The organism is Pseudarthrobacter sp. L19 (genome assembly GCF_050859435.1).
GTDB lineage: Bacteria > Actinomycetota > Actinomycetes > Actinomycetales > Micrococcaceae > Arthrobacter.
The window spans coordinates 1,077,138-1,101,933 of the sequence record NZ_CP193935.1; the positions used below are offsets into that span (position 1 = coordinate 1,077,138).

Below are 24,796 nucleotides of genomic sequence, written 5' to 3' on the forward strand. Positions count from 1 at the left end.
GGGGCGGCGCTGACGGTGCAGGATCCCGGGCTGGTGGGCCGGTCCACGGTGGCCGCCCTGGCCCAGATCCCGGCTGCCTGGGTGCTGGCCGGGCTGGCGCTGGCGGTGTTCGGCTGGCTGCCGCGGTTGACCGCCGGGGTGTGGGTGCTGCTGCTGGCGTTCGTGGCGCTGGGCGAGTTCGGCGTGCTCTGGAACGCCCCGGAATGGCTGATGGACCTGTCGCCGTTCCGGCATTCGCCGCTGCTGCCGGTGAACGCCGACGCCGTGCCCGCCCTGGCCTGGCTGACCGGCGTCGCGCTGGTTTTGGCGGTGCTGGGCTATGCGGGCTGGCGGCGGCGCGACCTGGCGGCGTAAGCACGCGGGCCAGGATTTGCGGGGACTGCAGGTTCAGTCTTAGTCGCGCCGCGCATTCCGTTCGGCGGCGAGGCCTTCGTTTTCGTTGACGCCTGCGCCCGGGTCGGCCCCGGCAGCCGGACGAGCGCGCCGGGCCCAGCGGGAACCGGCCCCCTCGGCGGCGGCCTCGTCGCCCGGGTTGACCAGTGAGCAGCGGCCCAGCGACAGGCAGCCGCAGCCGATGCAGCTGTCCAGGGACTCGCCCAGCACCTCCAGTTCGCGGATCCGCTCGGCCACCAGCCCCGCCCAGTCCCGGCTGATGGCGGTCCAGTCCGCCTGGTTCGGGGCCCGGTCCGCGGGCAGGCCGTCGAGGGCGGCCTTGATCTGCTCAAGGCTCAGTCCCACCCGCTGGCCGGCCGCCACCACGGCCAGGCGGCGCAGGGTGGTCCGCTTATAGCGGCGCTGGTTGCCGCTGGTGCGTTGGGACTGCACCAGGCCGCGGTCTTCGTAGTAGCGCAGGGCCGGCACCGTGATCCCGGCGCGGGACGCGACCTCACCGACGGAGAGCAGGGAATCAGGGGCGGACGGCACCAGTGCAGTCTGGCACGCGTCCGGCTTGACCTCAAGTTCACTTGAGGTTGTTCACTGGAGCCTGACAGAACCGCTACGAACGAAAGCAGCACCATGAGGACCTCCCGCAAGACGGCACGCCAGGCCACCGCCACTCCAGAGGGGGCCCAGGCCCTCCCCGGAAAGACCCTGCGCCAGCGCCGGCCGTGGGAAAACCGCTCGGTGGACGCCGCCCTGTCCTCCCTGTCCCAGTTCCGCTAGGGGAGGTGGAACGGAGATCGCCCACTACAGGCTGACGGAGATCCGTTCCAGGACCTCGGCCGGACGGTTGGTGGTGATCTCCTGGATGCCAACCTCCCGGCAGAGGTCCACATCCTCGGGGGCGTCGACGGTCCAGACCCGGAACCGGCGGCCGGACTCGAGCCAGCGGCGGACCGTGTCCGGGAATTCGCGGACGTAGTCGATGCCGGGCCCGGCCAGGCCCACCGCACCCTGGTCCAGCAGTTCCTCGCCCTCGAGCTGGGCGGCCTTCATGACATTGGCCATCGCGTTGCCGGTGATGGAGCCGACGCTGAACCTCTCCCGCACTTCGTCGACGTCGACGTCGTCCACCAGCTGGCAGATGGCCTCGGCGGGGACGGTCTGCAGCAGGTGCCGGACGGAATCCGGGTTGAAGCTCATGAAGGAAACCCGGATGTTCTCCAGCATGCCGGTGGCCGGGTCCCAGCCCTCGGCGGCGAGGACTTCCAGCACCCGGTCCTCGAGCTTGAGCTGGTAGGGGCTGGGGTGCTTGAACTCGATGGCCAGCCCGATCTCGCGGCCGGCAGTGCGGAGGATGTCGAGCAGTTCAGGCAGGGTCAGGAGCTGCTCGGACTTCGCCCCGTAGGCCTCGGGGATGCGGGCGCCCTTCCAAGAGCTGAAGTCGAGGTCCCGGAGTTCGGCCAGGGTGCGTTCTGCCACCGGGCCCGTGCCGTTGGAGGTGCGGTCCAGGGTGGCGTCGTGCAGCAGCACGGCGTGCTGGTCGCGGGTCAGGTGGATATCGCACTCGACGCCGTCGGCGCCGTCGGCGATCGCCTGCAGGTAGGCGGCGCGGGTGTGCTCCGCGAAGGCCCCGCTGGCTCCCCGGTGGGCGTAGACGAGCGGGCGGGCGGCAGCGGACTCCTCAATGGTCATGCGAACACGTTAGCGGACCCAGGGTCCGGGGGCCCGGCTAGGCTGGGCACATGCAGGTGAACTCTGAGCGACCATCCCGTGCCGGCGCCATAACGGCGGCCGCAGACCACCGGCTCTCCCCTGCCGATGCCGCGAAGGCAGCCGCGCTGCGGAAGATGAAAATGCTGGCGGGATCGCTCCTGATCGGGATGGCGGTGGTGTTCGTCGTCGCCTTCGCCCTGCAGAAGCAGTACCCGGCGCTGGAGTACGTCCGGGCCGCGGCCGAAGGCGGCATGGTGGGTGCACTGGCGGACTGGTTCGCCGTGACCGCCCTGTTCAAGTACCCGCTGGGCCTGAAAATCCCGCACACCGCCATCATTCCCCGGCGCAAGGACCAGATCGGGGCGTCGCTGGGCGAGTTCGTGGAGACCAACTTCCTCTCCGAGCAGGTGGTCAAGGAGAAGCTGGCCAGCGTCGATGTCGCCCGCAAGGTCGGCGGCTGGCTCTCCGGCCCGGGCGGCGCCGAGCGGGTGGCGAAGGAGGGCGCCGCGGTGATCCGGGGCGCGTTCACGGTGCTGAACGACGACGACGTCCAGGCCGTCATCGAGGGCATGGTGCGCCGGCATCTGCTCACCCCGCCGTGGGGGCCGCCGGTGGGACGGCTGGCGGAGCGGATCTTCGAGGACGGGCACCACCACGCGCTGGTGGACCTGCTGGTGGACCGCACGGTGGACTGGGTCCGGGACAACCACGAGACCGTCAACCGGGTGGTCACGGACCGCTCCCCCACCTGGGTGCCCAGCTTCGTGGACGGGCTGGTGGGCGACAAGGTGTATGTGGAGATCCTGAAGTTCACCCGCGCGGTGCAGGCCGACCCGCAGCACCAGGTCCGGCGCTCCATCGACACCTACTTGAAGTCGCTGGCGCAGGACCTGCAGCACGACCCGGTGATGATTGCCCGGGCCGAGGGCGTCAAGGCCCAGGTGCTGGGCGACCCGGAGGTCCGTGAGCTCGCCTCTCGCACCTGGGGCACCGTCAAGGCGGCGCTGCTGACCGCCGTCGACGATCCGCACAGCGAGCTGACCATCCGGTTCAAGGCCGCCGTCCACGACTTCGGCACCCGCCTCACGGTGGACCCCGAACTCGCCGGGAAGGTCAATGCCTGGGTGGGCGACGCCGCGGGGTACTTGGTGAACAACTACCGCTCCGACATTGCCGGCGTCATCACAGATACCGTGGCGCGCTGGGACGCGGAGGAAACCTCGGAGAAGATCGAGCTCCAGGTCGGCAAGGACCTGCAGTTCATCCGCATCAACGGCACCGTGGTGGGCGCCCTGGCCGGCCTGGCGATCTTTACGGTGGCGAGTTTGGTGTTTGGGTAGACGTCCGGGTTCCCTCAGCCTTTCCAGTGCATCAGAACCCATTGTTTGCGGACTTTTGACGTCCAACGCGCCCGTAGATTTCGTAGTCGAGTTCTGACCCGACGATCCAATGGCAAAAAGCCGGATTTGCGGCGGTGTCTTGGTGTGTGACTTTCGGCGATAAATGGCGGCTTTTTCACGGCGCTCTTTGGCGCATGGTTCAGTCCGGAAGGGGATCCTCCACCGGACGGCTGACGACGAACCGGATATTCTCAGCCGGATAGGGTTTTTTCGAGTATGTCGTCCGTTTCCGTTGCCCACTGCTTTCGCCCGTTGTGGTCGACGTATTGGTACGTTGCCGTGGTCGTCCGCCCAGCGAATGTGAATCCCAAGCGCTGATAGAGTCGACGGGCTCCAGGGTTATCGACACCGACACCAAGATAGAGCTTGCCGAAGCCACTCCGCACCGCTTGCGCTTCAATCCACCGGCACATGGCTGTACCTGCCCCGGCGCCCCGAAAGCCTTCGTGTACGTAGAGGTGCTTAAGTTCCGGGGCGTCCTCGGAGTGGAAATCCAAGACGACGGTGCCAAGCAACTGTTGATCCCGCCACGCAGCTGCGAAGACAATGTTTCCGGCGGCCTGCTCACTGAGAAAGTGGCGTGCGATACCCGAACTTGGCGGTTCGCCGGCTTCTAACGCAACCAAGTCCCGGTCAGTGCACCTTCGAACTTCTGGATCAGTCCTCATTCAGTCCCCCACTGTACGTTTTGTCGAGCGTACCGACTCGGCAGACAAAATGAGGACTGAGCCCGTCCGAAAGAGGATCCACCAGCGGACGCCCGCTCCGTCGGCGCCTTCCTCAACAGCTGTGTTCGATCAGCCTCACAATGAAGGACGCCCAAGCGCCGGCGGGCGGGTGAGGACTGTCCTACGGGCAGGAAGCTTCATTGCCGTAGGGTTCTCGGGATGGGGGATTGGAGACATCGCGGTGAACGTAGAACATTCGGCACGACAGCGCTGCTGCTTGGGGTGATTGCTCTGGGTATCGGACTTCCCGCATACTGCGCGCAAGCCTTCTGGCTTCAGTGCCCGCCGGAGTATGGCTATCCGGCAGGGGTTGCTTCATGCCGGGAAGTTGAAACTACCTCACTGTTCTTTGGGCTGCTGGTTTTACTCTCGGGAGCAACCGTCTTGGTGGGTGCTGGGTTTGGGCTTGTTGCGCTTGCTCGACGCGAGCGGCTGTTGCCGGCGTTGCTTCCGATCGTTGTTGTGGCTGCATTGCTGATCAACTGGATTATCAGGTTTCCTCGCTAAACACCTCTTCGCATTGGGCGGTCCATAGCCGCGGGGCGCCCGGTAAAGGATCCTTTACCGGGCGCCGTTAAGGCGATTCATCGCGGACCATGAGAGGCTCGGCCTACTAGTGGAACTTCGGGGGAAAGGAATCAATGGATACGCAACACGCCGAGCCAATCGTCACCGCGGACGATGCAGTGATGCGAACAGTGACCGGAACGTTCTTTCGTGCAGTTGATCCTGCCTACCAGGATGCTGCACTAGCCGGGCCCCGGTCGGCCGGCCGCTATTCACCACCGGACGTGCCAACGCTTTACCTCAGCTCATCGCGGGATGGCGGCGCAGCCGCAATGATCGCTCATTCCAACGAGCGCACCCCAGAACTCGACGTCCTGCAGTTCGATGTGGAAGCACGTCGAATCATCGACCTTCGGGATCACAACGCCTTGAAATCAATCGGGATCGATCGGGATCGATCCTGCCGACGCAGCGGCAGACTGGCAGAACGAACTTGCCGGCGGCGGAACCCCTCCTTCGTGGAAAGTCCGCGAAACCCTTGAGCGCTTAGGGGCCAACGGGCTAATAGACCCATCACGAAAGCAACCGCACCTATGGCACCTCACACTCTTCACGTGGAATTCCGACGGAGCGCCCGCTGTTCGAGCAAAACCCGCCCGGTAGCGGATCCCCGAAAGGGCGCCTGAGGTACCGTCTCCATATGTTGAATGCACCAACTTCTTACATGGCCCGAGATCTGCACGAATACGGTGAAGACGAAACTGCCAACTGGGTCCTATCGTGTTCCGACGACGAACTTGCAAAGGTTTGTTCTGTAGCGGAGTGGCTTCTCTACTTCGGCCCGAGCCGGCCATCAGGAGGAAGCATGATGATTGCGAAAGCGTGCGCCATCGCTGCAGTTTATGTAAGGGAAGGCGCACCGAGGGAATTGGCTCGTTCTCGGCGCAAACGAACCGCAGATGCGACGCCGACGTTCCCGGAGCGCCGACCGGACAACGCTCTTCAGATGAAACGCGCACCAGAATACGGAGTAGGTGACGACTTTCGGGCTTTCTGGGGTGCAGTGCGATAGCCGCCCGTTGCGGGATCCTTCTGCGGGCGCGCTCGGGCTGCCACCCCGAGGTTCGCCGGCAGGCCCGTTGCGGATCTCAGCCTGTGAACTGGCGTACGCGGCGCCAAGCCGGGTCAGGGGCAGACTCGATGGAAAGATGTCGAGCTCGAACCCAATCGGACAGCCCGGCTGCTACGTTTTGGTCCTCGCCGTCGGTGTAGACGTGGAAGGTGCGACGTCCGGAGGCGGTCTCGTGGCCAATGACCAGACCACGAGGACCAAGCAGCGATTCCAGCTCATCCTCGAGGCTTCGGAGTGAGTCGAGCGCGGCCCCGTCGGCTGGAAGTCCATTGTCTTGGGATGCAAACGAAGCATGGACACCGTGGTGAACGTCAAGAGTCGGGTGGTCGATCCAGCGCAGAGATCTTCTAAAGCTCGCGAACGCGGGAGTGCCATTGGCGTCTTCCCATCCGGATAGTGTCCACTTATCAGGGTCGTGGCGTTCGGCGATCGACTCGACGGCGCGGAGGACGCCGTCGCCGTTGGTGGAGTCCGCCGAAGGCACTGTAAGTGCCTCAATCTGGCCCAGCCACCGCTCGACGTCATCCTCGCCGAGAAGCCAGTCAAGAACGAGGAATGACACTTGCAGTCTTGTGGACTCCGGAAGGTCCCGAAACACCGGGTGGTACACCCCGATATGGACCCTGAACTCCTCCTCGGCGGTTTCGACGCGGAACCCGGTTTTCGACAGATCGAGCTTACTGCCTGCGATCTCCAACACGGTGCCTAGAGCGTTCGGGTCTGCTTCTTGGCTCGAACGGAACTCCCAAGTCGGATCTGCAGGCGGGGCAGCACGGAGCCATCGCTGGGCCGAGGGCCGCACCTCCGCTGTTCCGTTAGCCGACACAGTGAGCCGGTGTTCGGACTCGCTTCCGGCGCCGAAGTGCCATGTCAGGTCCGGATGGATCGCTGCAACCCCCTGACTCAGCTGTTCAATAGCAGGCGATTGGTTCCGGGGATCGAGCACGTGGCCCTCCCTTACCCACCACTCCCAGAAGGCAGAGATAGGGTGCAGGGGAGCTGACGGTTCTTTCCTACGGAAAAGGCGCATGGCGTAAAGAATTGCACGAAGGCTTATCCCTTACAACCTGCGGTTTTGTAGCTTCATGGGTTTGCGGTGGGGTGGAGCGAATAACTGGCAGGTATTCCTGCTTTTATAGGCGAAGATTCTTGATGTGCATGATTTGATCCTTTCTGCCCAGATCCAGCTAACCGCCAGGTTCGGGGCTGTGCCAGCACCGCCCTCGTACGGAGTGAAGCTAGGAGTCGCCGAAAACGTGCGATTACGTGATGTTCTCCCACTCAATGGCCTGAGGCATCCCGCCGCTACAGGGACCAGCGGCTGGTTCATCTGGCGGGGCGAAGAGATAGGAACCGTGCACGACTTCTTTGTCCCGTTGCACATCGAGCATCTGGATAGCTTGTGCCCGGAAGTCATTCCCTATCTCGCTTTGCCGCCGGGGTGGCGCTTCCTCTTGGCACCTGGCTACGAAGACGTCTGGTATGACGATTCATTGCTGGACGTCTGATCAAAGGGCGATGACGCGGGCTCAGGCTTCACCCGCGTTCACCGCCCGGTTGAGCATCCCTAAACGGACGCCGGAGCGTACGGTGATGCAACTGACTATGGGACGCTTGGCAAGGTTGGAACCGTGGACAGACGATGCACACTAAGTCGACTAATCGACTCCGCTGCCGCGAAAACGGCTCAGTGCGGAAATGAAGTTGGGCGCTCCTAACGGCGTACAACGGTGAGTTCCGTAGACTGCAACGATGCCCCGTGAAGTCGCAAAAGTCGTCTGCTATGTCGTACACGACAATCACCTCTTAGTCTTCACCCACGACCATCAACCCATGGCTCTGACTGGCGTCCAAGTGCCAGCAGGCTCAATCAATGCCGGTGAGTCGCCGGAGGTAGCCGCTGTCAGAGAACTTTTCGAAGAGACCGGCCGTCAGGGACAAGTGATTCGCCACATCGGGGTGCAGGAATACGACTTACGTCCAGGACGCGACGAGATAGCCGTGCGGCACTACTTTGAGATGAGACTGACCGACGCTGACATTGCAGAGAGATGGGTAGCGGGAGAACCCGATCCTTCACACGGCAGGTCGGAGGCTGTCTGGACCTGCTGGTGGATCCCGCTGACAGATGCCCACGTTCTGGCGGCAGGATTCGGGGGCCTTCTCGGCTCCATGGTTGCGCAAATTCCTGTTCGGTAGAGGATCCTTACCGGGCATCAAGTCATCAACCGCTGGAAATTCGGGCACAATTTTGAGCATGTGCGAGTCCTTCGTGCAAAGGACTCGGCGCAGACGGCTGACTGTTGTTCGTGAGCGGGTCAGAGGTAGCGTGTCAGGTTCAGGCCCGAGTGCATAAACACTGCAATAACGAAATGTTGGGGGACATGTGTTCTGGATGCAAGCCGGACTCGAAAATACCAATCCGATCATTCCGACGACTGGTGAGACATCCGTCCTCTTAGCCGGCCTCGTTCTCGTCGGGCTATTCGTCACTGCGTTGGTGAGCATCGTGCGGAGCAGGAAACTGACTCCAGCCGGCACCGTGCTGTGGATCCTGATCGTATTTGCCGTCCCTGCACTAGGCCCTCTCCTTTGGTTCATTGCCGGACGCAGCGCGTCCGACACGTCAAAAACCAGTTCCTAAGCGTGCACATTGGCCCTCTGCACCCCGGCGTGGGGCACCGTTGAAGGAGGGCTGGATTCTCTCCGACCTCAACCGAGCCCCCATACCGGTGGTCCACCGCGACACTGAGCCGTCCGCTGGAGGATCCTCATACGGGCACCTTGGTGCCCGCTGAACCACCGGCTTACGGACAGTGGGCCGCCCTCTGCTTCTGGTGACTGAGCGCTTACGCTCACGTTCCCTGCCTGCCCAATTTTGGTCCGAATGGCCGGCTGCTGGCCAACAAGTAATGACGCATACTGATCCTATGAACATGGCAGGTGCCGCCTCATGGCTGCCTTGGTTGGTCCTCATCCCGTGCGTGGCGATATGGGGCTACAGCCTGGTCAACTTCATCCAAACGGACGAAAGAGAGATGCGAACCTTCAGCAGGGATATCTGGCTGGTGCTCCTCGTCTTTGGAAGTGTGGTGGGCGCGCTGGCGTGGCTGGTAGCGGGCCGCCCTCGGCCGCCTGGGGTTCATCGTCGAACCTAGTTCAGCGAGAATCAGGCTGCGACTGGACGGTTTCGATCAACACGATTAGGAGCTTGGGCAGAATTTTTATCACGCTGCCCGGCGGTGAAGCGTCGGTTCAGGGATCGGCTTACGGACGTGTTGAAGACAGAAAGCGTTCCATGCTCAGTCGTGCCATGGAAATCCCAGCGGGTTGGCAGACGCGCGATGCGATACGGCTTCGAAGTCATGGAGCGCCGGCGTGAGGGGCAAGTTTTGGGGCTCCACCGATATTTCGGCCAGGACAGGAACGGGCTCGGTGCTGATGAACTGGCACTCAGTGATGGGCCCGAGAACAGGGTCGGTGTAGCTGGGCATCCTTGTGAAACTCTTGCTCGGAAGTACGTACACCACCCCTGCCCTCGTAGGCGCTTGGCCGTCCTCAGTTGAAGCGAATGAGAGAAAGATGCGCCGTTCAGCCCAGTGCCCGGCGGCTGCTCCGGGATAGAAGCAGGCGTTCAAAAATCGGCGGCATGAGGATGATCGGATGGCGTACGCAATAGCCCAGGTGGGGTCTTCGGTCGCATATATGGCCATCGTTTTCGAGAATTCGTCTAGGCTGAGATCGAGAGGCGCTCTTGGGGTGAGCATGGACAAGCCTGATGTCTGCGAACCGTGCAGCAGGAAGTCATTAGTTGCGACGAGTTCGGCAAGGCGAGTCCAAGTCTTGTCGCCTCGGGCTGGAGCGGGTGAATGCCATGTAGATCTATCCACGCGGCAAACGCTAGCAGTGGTGGACCTGGACGTCTGAAAATCTATGCGGCGGGCGAAGGGGCAATCATCGATCCCCCCATGGGGACGGGTACCGGACGCTTCAACTAGCGCTGGCGTGTCCGGCGAAGGATGGGCTTACGGGCACAGCGTGTGGGACTCGAAAGGGATCACGGAATGCCGCCCGGACCAAGACCCGTAGAAGAAACCAGACCGGCGATGATCGGTAGTGTACTGACCCGTTGTTTTTGACGGTTGCGGACAGGGGTCCTTGGACAGTTGGCGACTTTCCATCCGCTGCACCAAGGTTGAGAATTGCAGGATGAAGACCATCGAGTGGTGGCCAAAATTAGACGCCGAGGCACGAGCGTGGTTAATCGAACACAACGGTGAGGTTATCGCCGCAGATGTGGAGAACAAGATCGCGGCGGCCGCCGGCGGCACTGTGACATCGGACGCCTGGTGGATCGCGGACGGGGACCCGAGGGAATTTACCTCTCCGACGAAGCAGTCGATTGGATCGAGGCAACCGCCAACGGCGAATGAACTGAGGGGGACCGCCCGCGGTGTCGTTGACTCCTGTAGCCATGGCGCCGGGTGACCGCAGTGTTCGGTAAAGGATCCTTCAGTGAATGGTCGAGGGACGCTTCCCCTTTGGGGCCGGAGCACATAGGACTGATGCGCCGCAGCTACTAAGGGGCCACTAGAAGTTGGCGGATGCAATCACGTAGATCTGCAAGAACTTCCGTTTCGGGATTGCTGCGTGCGAGAGCTGCAAGGCCGCGGCAAGCAAGACCAGCGTCGGTGAGTTCTCCGCTGACAAGAAAATCCATGAGTTCCGAGATAGGAAGAAGGTGCACGTGGCCGGATTCAGACTCATCCCAGGTCGTTGCAAATTCTTCGGATGCGTTAGCCGCGATTACAAGATGCTTACGTCGTGACGAGTTTGCAGCAAACCATTCTGAACCAGCGTAGAAGGCTGATTCTGGGTGGTAGCCGGTTTCTTCTCTTAGCTCTCGAAGCGCTGCATCCATGGGTTGCTCGTCGCTGTTGAGGTATCCCCCGGGGAGTTCGAGGAGTGACTTCTCGGGTCCAACGCGGAACTGTTCGAAAAGGACGACGTGGCTTGCTGCGGGTGTGAATGCAAGTGTCGCTGCAGAGTCACGGCCGGCAATGACGTCCCAGTCGGTCACGGCTCCACTTGGTTCTTCATAGGTTTGACGGTTGATCGTCACAAAGCCTTTGTAGGCGGTCGTCGTTCGGATCTTCTTCCAGGTGTCGCTGGCAAGCACAGTTCTCCTTCTCAGAGTGGTTAAACAGTCTCAATGCGTGCCGCGACGACAAGCGAAGCTGATGCGCCCAAGGCAGCGAAGGAGAGGATGACGGCAACGATCGGCAGTGACCGTGAAGGCATACCTGACTATGAACGGCTGGGCTTTTCAGCCGCGCGAATGGTCAGGATTGCTTTTGAAGCAAAGACAACGCCTGCCAGAAGAAGAATGACGGCCGAAAGCACGAGATACCAGGTGCCGGCGGAAGCCATCGCGGTATAGACGCCTAGGAGAGAAAAAATAACTGCCCCCAGCGACCAAATGAGCGTAGCTCTCTTGGAGTTATTCATGAGCCAAGCCTAGGCCAAAGGCCAGATCGATAAATGGCGGTGTTCTTACGGCGCTGTTTGTCGCATCGTTCCGCGCGGAAGGGGATCGTTTATCGGGCCCTGCAGGCCAGCCGCAATCTAGGTCAGGGCCTGTCTCCAAGCGTCCTGATTGCGTACGACATAGTCAGCCGCAGTACCCCAGTGCGCACCGTGTCCGTTGACGTACATGTCGGCCCAAGGCTGGAATTCGGTTTCATGGGAGGACTTCAGCAACTCGTGCATGGCCGCCGTCCTCTTTCCCAGGGTCTCGGGCAACGCTTTCCGTAGGAGCTCGTCAGCCCCATAACCGTCGACAACAGCGCGGAGCCTGGCGGCTGCAGCTGGAACCGGTTGGCCTTCAAAGAGCATTCCAAAGGACTGCGCTGCATATGCGAGGTCCCAGAGACGCGTGCTCGGGCCCGCCGCGTCCCAATCGATGAACACCCATCGTTCACCCATAATGAGGTTCCAGGGGGCCAAGTCGTTATGGCACATCAGGTTGGGATTCTCGGCGGGAAGCAAGACGTTCCATCCGGTCGTATCCGGGACGCTAAAGCCTTCGCTGGCATCGTGAATCCGGCGAATCAAACGTCCGAGACGCACGAGGTCACCCTGCCCCAGGGGCAACTGATCCATCGCAGAGACACCCTCGACGAACTCGGTGACATGCCGCCCAGCGTGGTCCTTGCCCAGGGGTTTGGGAACGTCAACGCCAGCCATATGTAGAGCTTTCAGATACTCCTGGACAGTGGCAGAGTTTTCCAGCCACGGTTTGCGGACCGTATTGCCGATACGAACAACACTTTCGGAGGCGTTGCCCCCGGAAAGTTTTTCAGCTTCTTCGTTCACCCGAAGAAGGCTACTGCGTGCCAACGGGCTGGCCAAGCCAAAGCCCGGGCCGGACCAACATGATTCCCGCTGAGGATCCCTCAACGGGACACATGAACAGCAGAGCGTCCGGTTGTCTAAGATCGGCATAAAAGAAACTGCGGTCTTGGGGGAGATATGAAACTGATTTTTAGGCGGATTCCGTCCCCGGCGGACAATGAATGACGCGGCGTGAAGGCTGGGGCGCGGCGCTTGTTGTTGCGGCCGTTTTCGCCTTCTGGTGGGCAACGGTAATTTGGGCCGCGCCCGCCTCGGACGCCGCTGGCCGGCAAATCGTCTTCTTTTACCGAGGTGTTTCCGGCTCCGAGATTACTGGATGGATTCAGCTGGTAAGTCTGCTTGGAGGCGGTGTGGGCTCGTTTCTGCTTGCCTCCTCGCTGATAGGCCGCATCCGCCAGCGGTGGCTACGGCGAAGCCTGGGGTGGTCAGCCTGTGCCGCCTCCATCCTGGCGGCGCCCTATCTGGCAGTAGTCGTTCTTGTCGCCTATCTCGGCGCTGCCGGCATCGGCGACGATGTCGAGCTGAAGGCTCCTACTGGCCAGTCCGTACTCCTGACCCAGGATGGGTTCGACGGCGAGGTCGTAAGGATCTACACCAGGTACGACGAGTTTCACTACGTCATGCACCGTAGCGCCGACGAGCTGGCTGGTTTCCCGCGAGTCAAGGACCGGGACTGCCACCTTGTCTTCATGGACGGCAGCCTCCGGCTCACGTGCGGCGAAGACTCCGTCAACATCAACGCCCAGCTAGATGCTTCACATATCAGCGTCGCTCCTGAGTGATCAATTTCTTGGTCCCCAGATCCTAAGCTCCAACCCGCTGAGGACCCCACACACGGGCAGGTATCGGAGCGATCCGCAGCTACACCGGCTCCCGTGAGCCGATGGATTATCGGACGATCTCACGTCCGTTCGGGGATCCTTTAGCGGACCGATCTTATTGTTTCTGTTGGGGTCCGTTCACTGGCCTCGAGCCGGGCGCGGACTTCAAGCGGCGGAATGTCGTACCCCGTTGCGCGATCGCCCGACCAGTTTAGACCCACGAGAATGCCATCTCGGTCGAGTCCGTCAATCCACCGTGTGCGCCACACAGCAAGAGGGATTTCCGCTACTTCGAACGCGCTATACGCCGGAATGCTACTGATCACTTTCTCGGCTCTGCTTCGGAGCGACCAGAACGGCATGCTGCGTTAGCCATCTCCATTGCGGGGTGCAGGGAAGCCGCCGGAATCACGAATTCCCCAGACTTGCTGATGCAGGATGACCTCTTGGTAGAAATGGATCGCCTGGGCTGCGCTGATACTCACACGCACAGCTTAAGTGACTACCCTCAATTGGCTCTGAAAGAGACTTCCAGAACACACGTCCCATTGAGGGATCGGCTAACGGTCGCAAGTTTAAAGGGCTCGTGTGGTGCCCTGTGAGTCCGCCTGAGGTTCGGCTACGACCGTCAGTGGTCCTTCATCCTCTGTTGGGACCTCGAACTGATCAAAGTACTGCGCGGCCATTTCTTCGCTCAGATAGAAGTCATCTGCATGTTCTGCCCTACGGGCGCGAATGCGTGCGAGGGCGACAGCTCTTGGTGTTGCCAAATATATGGTTTCCGGCTCAACACCAAGCGGCCTTAGCAGGTTGCGATAATCCTCGCGCATCCTTCGGGACCAAAAAGAAAAGTCGAGGACGATATCTGCGCCAGCCTTGACTGCTGCGACTAAGCGGTCCTGAAGTGCTGCCTCGATCGCGCGCTGAGTCTCCGCGTCCAGGGGCATAGTACGCGGGCCCTTATCCCATGCGGCCTGGATCGAAGACGGGCCACCGTCATCTCCTACTGCGGCTCTGGCGTCACTGCCTGCCACAACCTGCTCGCCCTCGAGCACGCAGGACTCGGCCGGGGCCGACTTTACGCAGGCGGGTGGTCAGAGTACGGGGCTGAGCCTCGCCGCCCGGCCGAGGTTGGCCGATAAACACCGCCGTAAAAAATACCGCCACTTGAACTTGGCCGCGCAGCAATTCCGCATGGATTAGAGTGACCGGCATGGCAGAGACCGTGTTCCCACCATTTACTGTTACAGCCGCGGCCATTCGCCAGTTGGAACTCATGGGAGGTCAAGCACGAGTAGACATCCAGGACGGCGGCTGTTGTGGAAACACATATGTCTTCACTAGGGCCCGGGGCACTGACTCCGACGCTAGATACGGGTGCCCCGGGGCGGAGCTATTCGTCAGCGAAGCTGCACTCGCCGTGCTGGCCGGGGCAACTCTCGATTACAGCCCCACGATAAAACCCGCCCGCTTTCGGGTGCTGAAGAATCCGAACACCCCTAAACGGTGTCCTTGCAACCGCTCTTTCGGCCGCGACTGGCCAGGAAAGGGACAACCCGGATGCGCGTCCCGCACTCCAATGCCTTGGGATTGAGTTGCGGACGCCAGTGTGCGCGGCAGTTCAGACAAGCCCGCGAATGCTGTCGCCTATGACGGTTGCGCATAAATCCAACGGTCCAGACGGCCGGTACTTGCCGTGGGCCGTGGAGTCTTAGCTGTGACTTGCGTCCTCGGTTGCCGTAGATAGGCTCGCGAGATGTCAGAAACGCGTGCTGGCTCCGGAAGTCCCGACCAGATTCCGTGCGAAAGGAGTATGCAATGAGAAAATCCTCGCCGCTGAGGCTCATTGCAGGAGTTTTCTTCCTGCTCTGGGCGGCAATTTTCCTGACATGGACGCCGGTGGAAAGTGTCCGCCTTGTCAGCGGCATCATCTCCGTACCGATAGGCCTGACGCTGATCCTTCGGTACTTCACCGCCCGTCCATCTACCGAACGGGGGCAACGGTGACCGCGGGACGATGGGCATTCCTATCGCTTGCCGGTCTGCTCCTGATCGTCTCAGTCACTCTTGCCCTGCAGGGATCGCAGGGCCTTTGGTTTACCGCCATAGCCATGGGCATCGGGATCTTCTCGACAGTGCGGGCCGGGCTCAAGGAACGGGGCCAACACCGGGGCGTTTCTGATTCAAGGCTTTCTGATTGAATGTCGCGTTCCGAGGCAAGGGCAGCCTGCGTCGGAAACTTCCCGAAGGCTAACAAACGATCGCAGAAGGTGGCGGCGAGGGGCATGCACTCCGGCGTTGTCGGCCCGATCATAAGTCCGGTTGAAAGCTACCTCAGCGTGTCCGGCCAACCCAGCCCTACCGCAGGCCGCTCCATGCAGAGCAGCCGGGGTCTGTCCTCCCAGGACGAAACGGGGACGAATCCGCCCCGGCGGTAGAGCCGGATAGCGTCTTCCCGCCAGTCCCAGACCGTGAGCCGTACGGGATCGTGCCCGTTCGCGGCGACAAACTCTAGGGCGGCGTCCAGCAGGGCGGCGCCGACCCGCTGGCCACGGGATGCTGGATCAACCCAGACCCGTTTGATCTCCCAGGCCGCGCACGCGCGGTGCACGCTGATCACACCGGCCGGACCATAACCCGAGTCCGCCACGAGGACGGCCGCGCCGGAGTAGGCCCGCGCAGGGTTCTCAACCTCACGCCGATACCGCTCCGGAAGTACCCCGGGAAAAGCTGGTCCGCACAGGCGGGCGGTCTTTTCCCGCTCGGTTTCCACCAGGTAGGCAGCCACAAGTCGGCCGGCCGCAGCAGCATCCGGACCGTTAAGGTCCGCGGTCCGGACCGGGGTCGTGCGCGGGACGGCGTCCAAACGGTTCCTATGCGAAGGACTCGAGCTCGACGCCGGCCTGCTCCAGCGCGGAGCGGACGGCGGCGGCCACGGCCACCGAGCCGGGGGTGTCGCCGTGCAGGCAGAGTGAGTGCGGGGTGCGTTTCACTACGGTCCCGTCGATCGCTTCGACCTCGCCCTTGAGCGCCAGCCGCACCGCCCGCCGCACGATCTCGTCCGGGTCCTCGATGAAGGCGTCGTTCTCTAGATGCGGCACCAACGTGCCGTCCGGACGGTAGGCGCGGTCTGCGAAGGCCTCGTGGAAGACCGGGCTGCCGGCATCGGCGGCGAGTCGCAGCAGGGCGGACCCCTCCAGCCCCAGGACCGGCAGGCCCGGATCGTAGGCCTGGACGGCGGCGACGACGGCGGAGGCCTGCTCCTCGTCGTGGACCGTGCGGTCGTACAGCGCGCCGTGGACCTTGACGTAGTCCACGGAGGCACCCACGGCGTGCGCGACGCCGTCGAGCGCCCCGAGCTGGTACAGCACCGAGCCGAACAAGTCATCGAAGCTGATGTCCATGGCGCGCAGGCCGAAGCCCCCAGGTCCGGGTAGCCCAGGTGGGCGCCGACGCGGACGTCGAGTTCGTAGGCCGCGCGGCAGGTGTCCAGCATGGTCACCGGGTCGCCGGCGTGCTGCCCGCAGGCGACGCTGGCGCTGGTGACCAGCGGGAACATTGCGGCGTCGTCGCCCATGGTCCAGGAGCCGAACGACTCCCCGAGGTCAGCGTTCAGATCCACCGCGCGCCCCTTTCAGGCCGGTTCCGGCGTCGTCCGTGTTCATGTCCGCCGTGTTCAGGTCAGCGGAGTGCAGGTCGCCGGGAATGGTGATGGGCATGGGGCCGAAGGCCTCCTTGGCGTTCTCGATCACGGCGCGGCCCATCATGCGGTTGCCGACACCGCCCACCACGGCGCCGACGCCGAACGGCAGCGCGCGGCCGAGGAATGCGGTGCCCTGCCGCTTGAGCAGGTTGCGCAGGAAGGCCCGCTGGATCTGCTCGCGGACCGAGCCGAAGCCGGCCAGGGGGCACGCCGGGCGAACAGGGAACCCCAGGCCTGGGTGGGGCCCTTGCCCTGGCCCGCGGCCTGGCCGCTGAGGGAGCTGAGCAGCGTGGTGCCTTCCTCGCCGAGCATGATCGCCATGACCAGGGTGCTGGCGCGCTCCGGGTCCTCCAGCCGCACGCCGTGCAGCTCGGCCAGGGACGTGGCGAACAGGGCGGTGGCTTCCAGGAAGCCGGCGGTCGCGGCGGCGGAGAGCCCCAGCGCGGCCACGGTTCCGACGCCGGGGACGACGGCGGAGCCGCCCACCAGGGCACCTCCCCCGGTGACGGCCATGAGGTAGTTGCGTTCCAGGATCGCTGCGAGCTGCGCGGCGCTGGCGTGCGGGTGCTTCTTCTGCAGCCGCCGCAGGTTCGCCAGGACCAGCGGCCGCTGGATCTCCACGGCCCGCAGGAGCACGTTGTGCACGCCGGGCTTGGGCTTGCCCTCGGCGTCGAACATCGCGCTGTGGGCGGCTTGCTGGGCAATCTTCATCGCCGGGTTGCTGCGCTTGGCCATCATCGCCTCTCATAAACCATAAGGGTGCTGAACGTTGTCCAGGGTTAAAGACCAGGCCACGCCCGAACCGGGCACGGCGACGGCCGCGGACGGAGGCAGTTGCCCCCGTCCGCGGCCGTGAAGAGCCGGTAGCGCCGAAGCTTTTCGCACGGCGGCCGGTCGCGCCGTCGGCGTTTAGCGCGGGGTGCGGATGAGCTTCTTGTTGACGAACTCGTCCATGCCAAAGCGGCCCAGTTCGCGGCCAACGCCGGAGCGCTTCACGCCGCCGAAGGGCATGTCCGCCTGGGTCTGGGCCACCGAGTTGATGAACACCATGCCGGTGTCCAGCTGGTCGGCGACGTCCTGGGCCTTCGCGGGGTCGGCGCTGAACACCGATCCGCCCAGGCCGTAGGGCGAGCCGTTGGCCAGGTCGATCGCTTCCTCGACGCTGGCAACCTTGTAGATGACAGCGGCGGGGCCGAACAGCTCCTCGGAGAACGCGCGCATCTCCGGGGTAACGTCGGTCAGGACGGTGGGCTCCACGTAGGCGCCGGGGCCGTCCACCTTGTGGCCGCCGGTGCGCAGGGTGGCACCCTTGTCCACGGCGTCCTGGATCTGCTCGACCAGGCCGTCCGCGGCGCTCTGGGAGGACAGCGGACCGAACCGGGTGTCCTCCTGCTGGGGATCGCCGGGCTTGATCCGGGCCATCCGCTCGGTGAACTTCTCCACGAAGGGCTCGTAGAGGTCTTCGAGGACGATGAACCGCTTGGAGGCGGTGCAGGCCTGGCCGGCGTTGCCCATGCGGCCCCCGACGGCGGCCTTGACGGTGGCGTCCAGGTCATCGGAGTCGAGCACGATGAACGGGTCGCTGCCGCCCAGTTCGAGGACGTACTTCTTGAGGTTGCGTCCGGCGACCTCGGCCACGGCCGCACCGGCCCGCTCGCTGCCGGTCAGGGACACGCCCTGGACGCGGGAGTCCGCGATGATCTCCGCCACCTGGTCGTTGTCCAGGAAGAGGTTGGTGTAGGCGCCCTTCGGCAGCCCGGCGTCATGGAAGATCTTTTCGATCGCGAGCGCCGACTGCGGGCAGCTGCCGGCGTGCTTGAGCAGGATGGTGTTGCCCAGGACCAGGTTGGGCGCGGCGAAGCGGGCCACCTGGTAGTAGGGGTAGTTCCACGGCATGATGCCCAGCAACGGGCCGATCGGGGTGGAGCGCACGAGTGCGTCGCCGCCGCCCTTGACCTCCAGCGGTTCGTCCTTGAGGAATTCGGGGCCCTCGGAGGCGTAGTAGTCGTAAATCGAGGCGACCAGCTTGACCTCGCCGCGGGCTTCGACCACGGGCTTGCCCATTTCCTTGGCGATCAGGCGCGCCAGTTCGTCCTGGCGTTCCCGGTACAGCTCGGCGACCCGGGCGATGACTTTGGTGCGCTCTTCCACGGGCGCCTTGCGCCACTCGAGGAACGCCTGCTGCGCGGCGGCGAGCGCCGTCTCGACCTCTTGCTTGGTTGCGAGCGGAAATTCCTTTTCCGTCTCTCCGGTCGCGGGGTTCACTGTCTTGTAGGCAGTCATTGGTCCACCATCTCCGTTTCTGGCTGGGTTGAGCCGGTGTGGGCGCGGGCCGCGAACGACGCCGATGCGGCGCCGCGCGGCGGTCCCCGCCCCGGGTGAAGACTGGCCGCAGCAGGTGCGCGGCCCATCCTTTAGGCGGCAACCGCGCGGTCCCCGGCTGTATTCCAACCGTGATCTCCTGCACGCCGGCGGCGGGTCCGCCGCGGGACGCGCCGCGGGACGCGCCGTCGTCGTCGGAAATACCGCATCGCTCGGGCCCGCACAAGGCGGTGACGCATTTCGAAATGCAGTGCTGCCGCCGGGGGCATCCGGTCGTAACGTTGAAGAAATTAAGGACTTCGATTTCCACATCGCGCCACGAAGGGCTATAGGACCGTGTCACTCGAATCACTCCCCGTTCTGGACTACTCCCGGCTGAACGCCGGGCCGGAGGAAGCCTCCCGGTTCCGGGACGAACTCCGCGACGCCATGCACAACGTCGGGTTCCTCTACCTTTCCGGCCACGGCATCCCGCAGGATCTGGTGGACGCCATGCTCGTGACGTCCCGCCGGTTCTTTGACCTGCCGGAGGAGCAGAAGCTCGCCGTGGAGAACATCCACAGTCCGCAGTTCCGCGGCTACACCCGGATGGGCGCCGAGCTCACGGACCGGGCCGTCGACTGGCGCGAGCAGATCGACATCGGCGTCGAGCGGGCCGCGGTGGAGCCGGGCGACGGCGTCGCCGACTATTGGCGGCTGGAGGGCCCGAACCTGTGGCCGGCAGAGCTACCCGGGATGCGCGACGTCGTGGCGGCCTGGACGGACCGGCTGAGCACCATCTCGCTGAACCTGCTCCGCACACTGGCGGTGTCCCTGGGCGCCCCCGAGGACAGCTTCGACGACGCCTTCGGTGACCGCGCGTTCCCAATGCTGAAGATCGTCCGCTACCCGGGCGAATCCGGCGACGAACCCAAGCAGGGCGTGGGCTCGCACCGCGACGGCGGCGTCCTCACCCTCCTGCTGGTGGAACCGGACAAGGGCGGCCTGCAGGTGGAATACCAGGGTCGGTGGATAGACGCGCCGCAGGTGCCCGGGACGTTCGTGGTGAACATCGGCGAGATGCTGGAGCTGGCCACCAACGGCTACCTCAAGGCCACGCTGCACCGGGTCATCTCCCCGGCGAAGGGCACGGACCGGATCTCGCTGCCCTTCTTCTACAACCCCGCGCTGGACGCCGCCATGCCGCAGCTTGCCATGAACCCGGAGTATCAGGCCAAGGCCCGCGGCCTGTCCGTGGACCCGACCGACAGCCCTATCCTGGAGACGTACGGCGATAACGCGCTGCGCTACCGGCTGCGGGCGCACCCGAACGTCGCCGCCATCCACCACGCCGACCTGCAGGGGTAGGTTCCGCGGGTCCGCTTCCGTCCCCTGCCGAACACTCGGGGCGCACGCTCCCGCCGTCGTCGACCCCGCTCGCTCCCGCCGTTTCGACGGTTCCCTGCCAGGTAGACGCTTAGAAGCGTCGAATCCGCGGGGAACCGTCGAAGCGGGCGGAGGTGCGGCTAGTTCGACGACGCCGGGCCCAACTCGAGACGTAGCGGGCAGGCCTCAGCGCTCGGGCAGGCGGTAGACCGAGACGTGGCTCCGGGAGTCCGCCGTGAACTCGCTCCGGTCCCAGTCCGCCCAACGGGATTCCGATTCGAAGCCGGCCAGCCGCGCCATCAGGTCCAGCTCGGCCGGCCAGATGTACCGGTGCGGGGTGCGGCCCATCCGTGCCTCGCGGCCGCCGGAGACGTCCGGATCGAACCGCACATGGTGGGAGACCACCAGCTGCTGGAGCACGTCATAGGTGTCCACCAGCAGGTAACCGGGCTCGCTCACCTCCACGGTTCCCCCGCGGCCGGGCGGCAGCGAGCGCAGCTGCGGCACCCAGAGTTCGACGACGAAGCATCCGCCGGGGGCCAGATGCCGGGCGGCATTCCGGAAGCACCGGACCTGCTCCTCCTGCGTCAGGAGGTTGGAGATGGTGTTGAACACCAGGAAGGCCAGGGCGAACCCCTGCCCCGCCGAGGCCTCCGCCATGTCACCCCGCACCACGGGAATCTCCTCCGGGCCGGCCTTCTCCCGGAGCCTGGCGATCATGGCGTCGGAGAGCTCGATGCCGGTCACCGGGACGCCGGCCGCGGCAAGGGGAAGGGCCACCCTGCCGGTTCCGATGGCGAACTCGACGGCGCGTCCCCCGGCGGCAAGTTCCGCAAGGACCGCGACGGTCGGTTCGAGCACCTCCGGGGCGAACATCCCCTCGCCGGGCGTGTCATAGCGGGAGGCGGCTTCGGTGTCCCAGAGTTGCTGCTGGTTGATCATCCCGCCACTATTGCACCCGGAACCCCGGTCCGGAAGGAAGCCGGCTGATCCGGGAACGCGCTTCAGCCCCGCCGTTTCGACGGTGCCCTGCCGGATAGACGCTCAGAAGCGTCGAATCCGCGGGGAACCGTCGAAACGGGCGCGAGGGCGCGTGGAGCGGCACGAGGAGGCGGGCGCGAAGGGTACGCGTGGAGGAGCCAGCCCTCCGCTCCCCTACCCCGCCGCGTGGATTACCGGAATGGACGCCGTCGCCGGGCCGGGGAAGACCGTCGGCTCGGGGCTCTCCACCGGCTGCACGACGAAGGACACGGCGTCGGTCCCGACGGTGCGGCGTTCACCGCGGACGTCGACCTCCAGCGGGCCGCCCTCGACCATGGCCAGCCGCAGCTCCCGGTGGTCCAGCTGCACGTGCAGCAGTCCGCCGCGGAGCTTCAGGTGGAAGTCCAGCGAATCCCATTCGGCGGGCAGCCGCGGATCGAAGTACGGCACCTGACCCTGGTCCCGGAGGCCGGCGAACCCGCTGACCAGCGAGCTCCACACGCCGCCGGTCGAGGCGATGTGGACGCCGTCGATCGTGTTGCCGTGGGTGTCGTCCAGGTCGATGTAAACCGCGTGCAGGAAGTGGTCCAGCGCGGCCTTGCCGTAGCCCACCTCGGCCGCCATGATTCCCTGCACGCAGGCGGACAGGGTGGAGTCACCGGTGGTGATCGGGTCGTAGAAGTCGAACGCCCTGCGCTTCTCCTCGGCGCTGAAGTCCTGCCACTGCAGGAACATCGCCAGCACCGTATCCGCCTGCTTGAGCACCTGGTGCCGGTAAATCACCAGCGGGTGGAAGTTCAACAGCAGCGGGTACTTCGAGCGGGGGTGTTCCAGTCCCACGGCTCCAGGCTCATGAAGTCGTTGTCCTGCGAGAAGACCTGGAGGTCGCCGTCGTAGGGCAGGTGCATCCGGTTGGCGGCCTGCTCCCAGACCTCACGTTCGGCGTCGTCGATTCCCGGGTGGTCCAGCGCCGCGGCGGCGCGCAGGTTAAAGCGCGCCATGACGTTGGTGTAGAGGTTGTCGTTGACGACGGCGGTGTACTCGTCCGGGCCGGTAACGCCGTGGATGTGGAACAGTCCGTCCTTGCCGAAGAAGCCCAGCGAGGCCCACATGCGGGCGGTCTCGATCAGCAGCTCGGAGCCTTGGGTTTCGCGGAAGGCCGCGTCCCCGCTGGCCCAGATGTAGCGGTTGGTGGCGAAGGCGATCGCGGCGGCGATGTGGAACTGGGCGGTGCCGGCGGCGTAGTAGGCGCTGGCCTCCAGGCCGTTGATGGTGCGCCAGGGGAAGAGCGCGCCGTCCACGCTGAGTTCCTTGGCCCGGACCCGGGCCTCGGGCAGCAGTTCGTGCCGGAATTCCAGGACCTGCCGGGCGTTGTGCGGGTTCGTGTAGGTCAGGTAGGGCAGGAGGTAGACCTCCTGGTCCCAGAAGTAGTGCCCGTCGTAGCCGGAGCCGGAGACGCCCTTGGCCGGGATGCCGGCGACGTCCGCGCAGGCCGTGGCCTGGGCCAGCTGGAAGAGGTTCCAGCGGATGGCCTGCTGCAGCTCGGACCGGCCACCCACCACGATGTCGCTGGTGGTCCAGTAGTCGCTGTAGTGGGCCTCGCTCTGGGCGAAGATGTCCTCCACCGGCAACAGCTCGCGCTCGGCGGTTTCCGCCGGATCCTCGTCCACGCTGCGCGCCACGGCGTAGCTGACGCTCTTCTCCAGCCGGAACGGCTCATCAGGGTTGACGGCCAGGACGTAACGGACGCTGCTGTCGTCCTGGTCCACCTGGGTGTCGAAGGGCTGGACGTTGGCGGAGGTCCAGTGGTCCACGGCCATGCCCAGTCGCTGCCGGGACTCCGCGGCCTCCCAGGACAGGCGCAGCGAGCCGTCGCCGCCGTCGAGCCGCAGCGGCAGCAGCACGCGCCCGGCGTGCCGGCCGGCGCGGCGCGGGTCGTGCGAGGAGTGGTCCTCCACCGGCTGGTCCTGGCGGTTGACGACGGCGGAGGTTACGTCCGCGGAAATCTCGCGGTCGGCGGAAACCTCCAGGGAGATGCCGAGGGTGCCGCGGGCCTGGTAGCCCACGGCGCGGCGCTCGGTGGTGGTCACCGTGGACCCGGACCGGCACTGCCAGACGATCCGGCACTCGTAGATGCCAGTGGCGAAGTCCACGCTGCGCCGGTAGTCCAGGACGGTGGACTCCTCCAGGCTGAGCATCTCGCCGTCGATCACCACCGCGAAGTTGTTGGCGTCCGGGATGTAGAGTATCCGCTGGCCGGTGCGGGCGAAACCGTAGGCGTTCTCCGCGTGCTTGATATCCCAGATTTCGTGGAAGCCGTTGATGAAGCTGCCGGGCAGTTCGGCGTCGGCGGCGGCCCAGTGCGCGCCGCGGATGCCGAGGTGGCCGTTGCCGAGGCTGAACAGGGTCTCCAGGGTGCCGGCGTTGCCGGGGACGTGGGCGGTCTCCACGAGTTGCCAGGGGTCGTTGGGGAACCTGGCGCGGTCCGAGGTGATGAGAGCCATGGTGGGGGTCCTTCTGGGGCGGAGGGTCTGGTGCGGGTGGGGTGGCGGAGGCGGGCCGGGCTAAAGCAGCTCGGCGAGGTCGCTGACCACGAGGGTGGCACCGGCGTCGAGCAGGGTCTGGCGGCCCGCTCCCCGGTCCACGCCGATGACCGAGTGGAAGCTCCCCGCGCTTCCAGCCTGGACACCGGAGACGGCATCTTCGACGACAATGCATTCCTCTCTCGGCAGCTCCAGGAGCCGGGCCGCGTACTGGTACGTGGCTGGGCTGGGCTTGCCGGGCAGGCCTTCGGAGAGGGCGACGACGCCGTCGAGCACCACCGGGAAGTAGTCCGAGAGTCCCGCGGCCTTCAGCACCGGGACCGCGTTGCGGGAGGAGGAGACGACGGCAAGCTTGAGTCCGCGCTGGAGCGCGGCCTCAATGAAGCGCACCGAGCCCTCGTAGGGCTGCACTCCGCCAGCGGCGACGATGTCGTTGAACACCTTGTTCTTGCGGTTGCCCAGGCCGTGCACGGTGTCGTGGGCCGGGTCGTCGTCGGCCGGGCCCTCGGGCAGCACGATGTCCCGGGAGGCCAGGAAGTCGCGGACGCCGTCGAAGCGGGGCTTGCCGTCGATGTGGTCGAAGTAGTCGCTCTCCCGGTAGGCCTGCGCCCCGGGGACGTCCTTGAGGTACCCGTCGAAGAGTTCCTGCCAGGCGCGCTCGTGGACTACCGCGGTGGGTGTCAGCACGCCGTCGAGGTCGAAAAGGACGGCGGAGGCGCCGGCGAAGGCGTCGGCCGGCAGGGCCTCGGGGGAAGTGGCAGTCATGGGTTCGGGTGTCCTTCC

Annotated in this window: 24 protein-coding genes and 3 pseudogenes; 11 read left to right on the forward strand and 16 right to left on the reverse strand. The window is 64.6% G+C overall.

Translation table 11 applies throughout. The features are described 5' to 3' along the window. Positions 1 to 393: 393 nt before the first annotated feature. The gene (soxR, locus tag ACRQ5B_RS05015) at positions 394 to 924 is read right to left on the reverse strand and encodes a redox-sensitive transcriptional activator SoxR (RefSeq protein WP_432397562.1); all 531 of its coding nucleotides are present in this window, start codon (positions 922 to 924) and stop codon (positions 394 to 396) included. 93 nt (positions 925 to 1,017) lie between these two features. Here soxR and ACRQ5B_RS05020 point away from each other — a divergent pair, with 93 nt between their 5' ends. Then, complete coding sequence (locus tag ACRQ5B_RS05020; RefSeq protein ID WP_432397564.1) at positions 1,018 to 1,164, forward strand: hypothetical protein; 147 nt, start codon at positions 1,018 to 1,020, stop codon at positions 1,162 to 1,164. 24 nt (positions 1,165 to 1,188) lie between these two features. Here ACRQ5B_RS05020 and ACRQ5B_RS05025 read toward each other — a convergent pair whose 3' ends face one another. Next, positions 1,189 to 2,076, reverse strand: a complete 888-nt coding sequence (locus tag ACRQ5B_RS05025) for a glycerophosphodiester phosphodiesterase (protein ID WP_432397567.1) — start codon at positions 2,074 to 2,076, stop codon at positions 1,189 to 1,191. Between the two features lie 50 nt (positions 2,077 to 2,126). Between ACRQ5B_RS05025 and ACRQ5B_RS05030 the strand changes: the two genes are divergently transcribed. Next, the gene (locus ACRQ5B_RS05030) at positions 2,127 to 3,437 is read left to right on the forward strand and encodes a DUF445 domain-containing protein (RefSeq protein WP_432397570.1); all 1,311 of its coding nucleotides are present in this window, start codon (positions 2,127 to 2,129) and stop codon (positions 3,435 to 3,437) included. A gap of 251 nt (positions 3,438 to 3,688) precedes the next feature. On the opposite strand, the gene ACRQ5B_RS05035 is transcribed toward ACRQ5B_RS05030, so the two are convergent. Next, positions 3,689 to 4,165: a GNAT family N-acetyltransferase gene (locus tag ACRQ5B_RS05035; RefSeq protein ID WP_432397572.1), complete on the reverse strand. Its 477-nt coding sequence runs from the start codon at positions 4,163 to 4,165 to the stop codon at positions 3,689 to 3,691. Positions 4,166 to 4,384: 219 nt separating this feature from the next. On the opposite strand from ACRQ5B_RS05035, the gene ACRQ5B_RS05040 reads away from it, so the two are divergent. After that, the gene (locus tag ACRQ5B_RS05040) at positions 4,385 to 4,732 is read left to right on the forward strand and encodes a hypothetical protein (RefSeq protein WP_432397575.1); all 348 of its coding nucleotides are present in this window, start codon (positions 4,385 to 4,387) and stop codon (positions 4,730 to 4,732) included. A 182-nt stretch (positions 4,733 to 4,914) separates the two neighbouring features. Continuing rightward, positions 4,915 to 5,274 (forward strand): RES family NAD+ phosphorylase, encoded by a 360-nt coding sequence (locus tag ACRQ5B_RS05045; RefSeq protein ID WP_432398699.1) that lies wholly within the window; start codon positions 4,915 to 4,917, stop codon positions 5,272 to 5,274. 606 nt (positions 5,275 to 5,880) lie between these two features. On the opposite strand, the gene ACRQ5B_RS05050 is transcribed toward ACRQ5B_RS05045, so the two are convergent. Beyond that, the gene (locus ACRQ5B_RS05050) at positions 5,881 to 6,564 is read right to left on the reverse strand and encodes a DUF695 domain-containing protein (RefSeq protein ID WP_432397578.1); all 684 of its coding nucleotides are present in this window, start codon (positions 6,562 to 6,564) and stop codon (positions 5,881 to 5,883) included. A gap of 454 nt (positions 6,565 to 7,018) precedes the next feature. Between ACRQ5B_RS05050 and ACRQ5B_RS05055 the strand changes: the two genes are divergently transcribed. From ACRQ5B_RS05055 to ACRQ5B_RS05070, 4 genes are all read left to right on the forward strand, one after another. Continuing rightward, entirely contained in the window at positions 7,019 to 7,372 is a 354-nt protein-coding gene (locus ACRQ5B_RS05055; RefSeq protein ID WP_432397581.1) for an immunity protein Imm33 domain-containing protein, read from the forward strand. A gap of 244 nt (positions 7,373 to 7,616) precedes the next feature. Beyond that, positions 7,617 to 8,063, forward strand: coding sequence for an NUDIX domain-containing protein (locus ACRQ5B_RS05060; protein WP_432397584.1), 447 nt, complete (start codon positions 7,617 to 7,619; stop codon positions 8,061 to 8,063). 196 nt (positions 8,064 to 8,259) lie between these two features. Continuing rightward, positions 8,260 to 8,508, forward strand: a complete 249-nt coding sequence (locus ACRQ5B_RS05065) for a PLD nuclease N-terminal domain-containing protein (RefSeq protein ID WP_432397587.1) — start codon at positions 8,260 to 8,262, stop codon at positions 8,506 to 8,508. A 1,565-nt stretch (positions 8,509 to 10,073) separates the two neighbouring features. Beyond that, positions 10,074 to 10,352 carry a hypothetical protein gene (locus tag ACRQ5B_RS05070; protein ID WP_432397589.1) on the forward strand — a complete coding sequence of 93 codons (279 nt, stop codon included), beginning with the start codon at positions 10,074 to 10,076 and terminating at the stop codon, positions 10,350 to 10,352. Between the two features lie 91 nt (positions 10,353 to 10,443). Here the strand turns inward: ACRQ5B_RS05070 and ACRQ5B_RS05075 are convergent, their stop codons facing one another. The 3 genes from ACRQ5B_RS05075 to ACRQ5B_RS05085 form a co-directional block, all read right to left on the reverse strand. Beyond that, the gene (locus ACRQ5B_RS05075) at positions 10,444 to 11,043 is read right to left on the reverse strand and encodes an NUDIX hydrolase (protein WP_432397592.1); all 600 of its coding nucleotides are present in this window, start codon (positions 11,041 to 11,043) and stop codon (positions 10,444 to 10,446) included. Positions 11,044 to 11,171: 128 nt separating this feature from the next. Continuing rightward, positions 11,172 to 11,372, reverse strand: coding sequence for a hypothetical protein (locus ACRQ5B_RS05080; protein WP_432397594.1), 201 nt, complete (start codon positions 11,370 to 11,372; stop codon positions 11,172 to 11,174). A gap of 117 nt (positions 11,373 to 11,489) precedes the next feature. Continuing rightward, complete coding sequence (locus tag ACRQ5B_RS05085; protein WP_432397597.1) at positions 11,490 to 12,239, reverse strand: phosphotransferase; 750 nt, start codon at positions 12,237 to 12,239, stop codon at positions 11,490 to 11,492. Between the two features lie 200 nt (positions 12,240 to 12,439). On the opposite strand from ACRQ5B_RS05085, the gene ACRQ5B_RS05090 reads away from it, so the two are divergent. Beyond that, a complete protein-coding gene (locus ACRQ5B_RS05090; protein ID WP_432397600.1) occupies positions 12,440 to 13,060 on the forward strand; it encodes a hypothetical protein in 621 nt (206 codons plus the stop codon). A gap of 140 nt (positions 13,061 to 13,200) precedes the next feature. On the opposite strand, the gene ACRQ5B_RS05095 is transcribed toward ACRQ5B_RS05090, so the two are convergent. Together ACRQ5B_RS05095 and ACRQ5B_RS05100 are read right to left on the reverse strand one after the other, a co-directional pair. Next, positions 13,201 to 13,461, reverse strand: coding sequence for a DUF2750 domain-containing protein (locus ACRQ5B_RS05095; RefSeq protein ID WP_432397602.1), 261 nt, complete (start codon positions 13,459 to 13,461; stop codon positions 13,201 to 13,203). Positions 13,462 to 13,674: 213 nt separating this feature from the next. Continuing rightward, complete coding sequence (locus tag ACRQ5B_RS05100; RefSeq protein WP_432397605.1) at positions 13,675 to 14,154, reverse strand: AAA family ATPase; 480 nt, start codon at positions 14,152 to 14,154, stop codon at positions 13,675 to 13,677. Positions 14,155 to 14,917: 763 nt separating this feature from the next. Between ACRQ5B_RS05100 and ACRQ5B_RS05105 the strand changes: the two genes are divergently transcribed. Continuing rightward, positions 14,918 to 15,106, forward strand: coding sequence for a hypothetical protein (locus tag ACRQ5B_RS05105; RefSeq protein ID WP_432397607.1), 189 nt, complete (start codon positions 14,918 to 14,920; stop codon positions 15,104 to 15,106). Between the two features lie 322 nt (positions 15,107 to 15,428). Here ACRQ5B_RS05105 and ACRQ5B_RS05110 read toward each other — a convergent pair whose 3' ends face one another. From ACRQ5B_RS05110 to ACRQ5B_RS05125, 4 genes and pseudogenes are all read right to left on the reverse strand, one after another. After that, positions 15,429 to 15,887, reverse strand: coding sequence for a GNAT family N-acetyltransferase (locus tag ACRQ5B_RS05110; RefSeq protein ID WP_432398700.1), 459 nt, complete (start codon positions 15,885 to 15,887; stop codon positions 15,429 to 15,431). An 85-nt stretch (positions 15,888 to 15,972) separates the two neighbouring features. Continuing rightward, positions 15,973 to 16,721 (reverse strand): annotated as a pseudogene (locus tag ACRQ5B_RS05115) (LamB/YcsF family protein). Further along, positions 16,705 to 17,537, reverse strand: a pseudogene (locus ACRQ5B_RS05120) (hypothetical protein). The pseudogenes ACRQ5B_RS05115 and ACRQ5B_RS05120 overlap by 17 nt, the downstream one beginning before the upstream one ends. Positions 17,538 to 17,711: 174 nt before the next feature. Beyond that, positions 17,712 to 19,085, reverse strand: a complete 1,374-nt coding sequence (locus ACRQ5B_RS05125) for an NAD-dependent succinate-semialdehyde dehydrogenase (protein WP_432397609.1) — start codon at positions 19,083 to 19,085, stop codon at positions 17,712 to 17,714. A 375-nt stretch (positions 19,086 to 19,460) separates the two neighbouring features. Here ACRQ5B_RS05125 and ACRQ5B_RS05130 point away from each other — a divergent pair, with 375 nt between their 5' ends. Then, on the forward strand, positions 19,461 to 20,471 hold the full coding sequence (locus ACRQ5B_RS05130) for an isopenicillin N synthase family dioxygenase (protein ID WP_412884575.1): 1,011 nt from the start codon (positions 19,461 to 19,463) through the stop codon (positions 20,469 to 20,471). Between the two features lie 204 nt (positions 20,472 to 20,675). On the opposite strand, the gene ACRQ5B_RS05135 is transcribed toward ACRQ5B_RS05130, so the two are convergent. From ACRQ5B_RS05135 to ACRQ5B_RS05145, 3 genes and pseudogenes are all read right to left on the reverse strand, one after another. Then, positions 20,676 to 21,431, reverse strand: coding sequence for a class I SAM-dependent DNA methyltransferase (locus ACRQ5B_RS05135; protein ID WP_432397612.1), 756 nt, complete (start codon positions 21,429 to 21,431; stop codon positions 20,676 to 20,678). A gap of 213 nt (positions 21,432 to 21,644) precedes the next feature. After that, a pseudogene (locus ACRQ5B_RS05140) lies at positions 21,645 to 23,974 on the reverse strand (glycoside hydrolase family 65 protein). Positions 23,975 to 24,034: 60 nt separating this feature from the next. Next, positions 24,035 to 24,778 (reverse strand): HAD family hydrolase, encoded by a 744-nt coding sequence (locus tag ACRQ5B_RS05145; protein ID WP_432397615.1) that lies wholly within the window; start codon positions 24,776 to 24,778, stop codon positions 24,035 to 24,037. Positions 24,779 to 24,796: the final 18 nt, after the last annotated feature.

What these genes read in the sequence shown, in the direction of transcription:
- ACRQ5B_RS05020 (WP_432397564.1), top strand. Translation starts at nt 1,018, where the DNA reads ATGAGGACCTCCCGCAAGACGGCACGCCAGGCCACCGCCACTCCAGAG.
- ACRQ5B_RS05025 (WP_432397567.1), bottom strand. Translation starts at nt 2,076, where the DNA reads ATGACCATTGAGGAGTCCGCTGCCGCCCGCCCGCTCGTCTACGCCCAC.
- ACRQ5B_RS05030 (WP_432397570.1), top strand. Translation starts at nt 2,127, where the DNA reads ATGCAGGTGAACTCTGAGCGACCATCCCGTGCCGGCGCCATAACGGCG.
- ACRQ5B_RS05035 (WP_432397572.1), bottom strand. Translation starts at nt 4,165, where the DNA reads ATGAGGACTGATCCAGAAGTTCGAAGGTGCACTGACCGGGACTTGGTT.
- ACRQ5B_RS05040 (WP_432397575.1), top strand. Translation starts at nt 4,385, where the DNA reads ATGGGGGATTGGAGACATCGCGGTGAACGTAGAACATTCGGCACGACA.
- ACRQ5B_RS05045 (WP_432398699.1), top strand. Translation starts at nt 4,915, where the DNA reads ATGCGAACAGTGACCGGAACGTTCTTTCGTGCAGTTGATCCTGCCTAC.
- ACRQ5B_RS05060 (WP_432397584.1), top strand. Translation starts at nt 7,617, where the DNA reads ATGCCCCGTGAAGTCGCAAAAGTCGTCTGCTATGTCGTACACGACAAT.
- ACRQ5B_RS05065 (WP_432397587.1), top strand. Translation starts at nt 8,260, where the DNA reads ATGCAAGCCGGACTCGAAAATACCAATCCGATCATTCCGACGACTGGT.
- ACRQ5B_RS05070 (WP_432397589.1), top strand. Translation starts at nt 10,074, where the DNA reads ATGAAGACCATCGAGTGGTGGCCAAAATTAGACGCCGAGGCACGAGCG.
- ACRQ5B_RS05080 (WP_432397594.1), bottom strand. Translation starts at nt 11,372, where the DNA reads ATGAATAACTCCAAGAGAGCTACGCTCATTTGGTCGCTGGGGGCAGTT.
- ACRQ5B_RS05090 (WP_432397600.1), top strand. Translation starts at nt 12,440, where the DNA reads ATGACGCGGCGTGAAGGCTGGGGCGCGGCGCTTGTTGTTGCGGCCGTT.
- ACRQ5B_RS05095 (WP_432397602.1), bottom strand. Translation starts at nt 13,461, where the DNA reads ATGCCGTTCTGGTCGCTCCGAAGCAGAGCCGAGAAAGTGATCAGTAGC.
- ACRQ5B_RS05105 (WP_432397607.1), top strand. Translation starts at nt 14,918, where the DNA reads ATGAGAAAATCCTCGCCGCTGAGGCTCATTGCAGGAGTTTTCTTCCTG.
- ACRQ5B_RS05125 (WP_432397609.1), bottom strand. Translation starts at nt 19,085, where the DNA reads ATGACTGCCTACAAGACAGTGAACCCCGCGACCGGAGAGACGGAAAAG.
- ACRQ5B_RS05135 (WP_432397612.1), bottom strand. Translation starts at nt 21,431, where the DNA reads ATGATCAACCAGCAGCAACTCTGGGACACCGAAGCCGCCTCCCGCTAT.
- ACRQ5B_RS05145 (WP_432397615.1), bottom strand. Translation starts at nt 24,778, where the DNA reads ATGACTGCCACTTCCCCCGAGGCCCTGCCGGCCGACGCCTTCGCCGGC.